General features: G+C 62.4%; 3 protein-coding genes. All 3 read left to right on the forward strand.

The annotated features are described in order from the left end of the window. Nucleotides 1-606: ABC transporter permease subunit (locus KGA96_RS29540; RefSeq protein WP_223516077.1), on the forward strand; the 606-nt coding region annotated here is incomplete at its 5' end. Between the two features lie 10 nt (nucleotides 607-616). Further along, nucleotides 617-1528, forward strand: a complete 912-nt coding sequence (locus tag KGA96_RS29545; RefSeq protein WP_223516079.1) for an ABC transporter permease subunit — start codon at nucleotides 617-619, stop codon at nucleotides 1526-1528. A gap of 10 nt (nucleotides 1529-1538) precedes the next feature. Further along, nucleotides 1539-2507, forward strand: a complete 969-nt coding sequence (locus tag KGA96_RS29550) for an ABC transporter ATP-binding protein (RefSeq protein ID WP_008051721.1) — start codon at nucleotides 1539-1541, stop codon at nucleotides 2505-2507. Nucleotides 2508-2559 lie beyond the last annotated feature (52 nt).

Here is a 2559-nt window from a genome sequence, read left to right on the forward strand (position 1 = left end):
GTCTCCCTGGCGGGATACTCGATGCCGATCTTCTGGTGGGGCCTGATCCTGATCATGTTCTTCTCGGTGAGCCTGGGCTGGACCCCGGTTTCCGGGCGTATCGACCTGCTCTACGACATCGAGCCACGCACCGGCTTCATGCTGATCGACACCCTGCTGGCCAACGAGCCGGACGCCTTCTTCGACGCCCTGCACCACCTGATCCTGCCGGCCATCGTGCTCGGCACCATTCCGCTGGCAGTGATCGCGCGGATGACCCGTTCTTCGATGCTCGAAGTGCTGCGTGAAGACTACATTCGCACCGCCAAGGCCAAGGGCCTGTCGCCGTCGCGCGTGGTGTTCGTGCACGGTCTGCGTAACGCGTTGATTCCGGTACTGACCGTGGTTGGCCTGCAAGTCGGCACATTGCTGGCCGGTGCGGTCCTGACCGAAACCATTTTCTCGTGGCCGGGCATCGGCAAATGGCTGATCGAAGCCATTGGCGCCCGGGATTACCCCGTCGTGCAAAACGGCATCCTGTTAATCGCCTGCCTGGTGATTGTGGTCAACTTCGTAGTGGACATCCTCTACGGCTTTGCCAACCCACGCATCCGTCATCAGCGCTGAGATCATGACCATGACCACTCCAATTCCATCGGTAGCAGTCGATCAAAGCCTGCTGTACCCGTCTCCGTACAAAGAATTCTGGCAAGCGTTCTCCAAGAACAAAGGTGCCGTCGCCGGCCTGATGTTCATGTTGCTGGTGATTTTCTGCGCCATCTTCGCCCCGTGGGTTGCCCCCCACGACCCGAGCGAGCAGTACCGCGATTTCCTGCTGACCCCACCGGCCTGGCTGGAAGGTGGACAGTTGCAGTTCCTGCTCGGCACCGATGAACTGGGCCGCGACCTGCTGTCGCGTCTGATCAATGGTTCGCGCCTGTCGTTGCTGATCGGTTTGTCGTCGGTGGTGATGTCGCTGATCCCGGGGATTCTCCTGGGCCTGTTCGCCGGGTTCTACCCGCGGATTCTCGGCCCGACCATCATGCGTCTGATGGACATCATGCTGGCCCTGCCGTCCCTGCTGCTGGCCGTGGCGATCGTCGCCATCCTCGGCCCTGGCCTGATCAACACCATCATTGCCATCGCCGTGGTTTCGTTGCCGTCCTATGTTCGTCTGACCCGCGCCGCGGTGATGGGCGAGCTGAACCGCGACTACGTAACCGCCGCGCGCCTGGCCGGTGCCGGCCTGCCACGCCTGATGTTCGTCACCGTGCTGCCTAACTGCATGGCGCCGCTGATCGTTCAGGCCACCCTGAGCTTCTCCTCGGCGATCCTCGATGCCGCCGCACTGGGCTTCCTCGGCCTTGGCGTACAACCGCCAACCCCTGAGTGGGGCACCATGCTGGCTTCGGCTCGCGACTACATCGAACGCGCCTGGTGGGTGGTGAGCCTGCCTGGTTTGACCATTTTGCTCAGCGTGCTGGCAATCAACCTGATGGGCGACGGCCTGCGCGATGCGCTGGACCCGAAACTCAAGAACGCCGCCTGAGGAGATTCCCATGTCACTGCTAGAAATCAAGAATCTCAACGTTCGCTTCGGCGACAAAAACGCCACGCCAGTGGTCGATGGCCTCGACCTGCAAGTGGACAAGGGCGAAGTGCTGGCCATCGTTGGCGAATCCGGTTCCGGCAAGTCCGTGACCATGATGGCGCTGATGGGCCTGATCGAGCATCCGGGGATCGTCACTGCCGACGCCCTGAATTTCGACGGCAAGAACATGCTCAAGCTCAACAATCGCCAGCGTCGGCAGATCGTCGGCAAAGACCTGTCCATGGTCTTCCAGGATCCGATGACCGCGCTGAACCCGAGCTACACCGTCGGCTTCCAGATCGAAGAAGTGCTGCGCCTGCACCTGAAAATGTCCGGCAAGGCGGCCCGCAAGCGCGCCATCGAACTGCTGGAAAAAGTCGAGATCCCGGGTGCCGCCAGCCGCATGGACGCCTACCCGCATCAACTGTCCGGTGGCATGAGCCAGCGTGTCGCGATTGCCATGGCGATTGCCGGTGAACCGAAACTGCTGATCGCCGACGAACCGACCACGGCGCTGGACGTCACCATCCAGGCGCAGATCATGGACCTGCTGCTGGCGTTGCAGAAAGAGCAGAACATGGGCCTGGTGCTGATCACCCACGACCTCGCCGTCGTGGCCGAAACCGCCCAGCGCGTGTGCGTGATGTATGCAGGCCAGGCGGTCGAAGTCGGTCAGGTGCCGCAACTGTTCGACATCCCGGCACACCCGTACAGCGAAGCGCTGCTCAAGGCGATTCCGGAACACAGCCTCGGCGCCGCGCGCCTGTCGACCCTGCCGGGCATCGTGCCCGGTCGCTACGACCGTCCGCAGGGTTGCCTGCTGTCGCCGCGCTGCCCGTACGTGAAAGACAACTGCCGTCAACAACGTCCGGCCCTTGACCAGAAAAGCAACAGCCTCGCTCGCTGCTTCTACCCGCTGAACCAGGAGGTGGCGTAATGGCCGTCGTTCTTACCGCCCGCGACCTGACCCGTCACTACGAGGTGTCCCG

The organism is Pseudomonas sp. GL-R-26 (assembly GCF_019947365.1).
Classification (GTDB): Bacteria; Pseudomonadota; Gammaproteobacteria; order Pseudomonadales; family Pseudomonadaceae; genus Aquipseudomonas.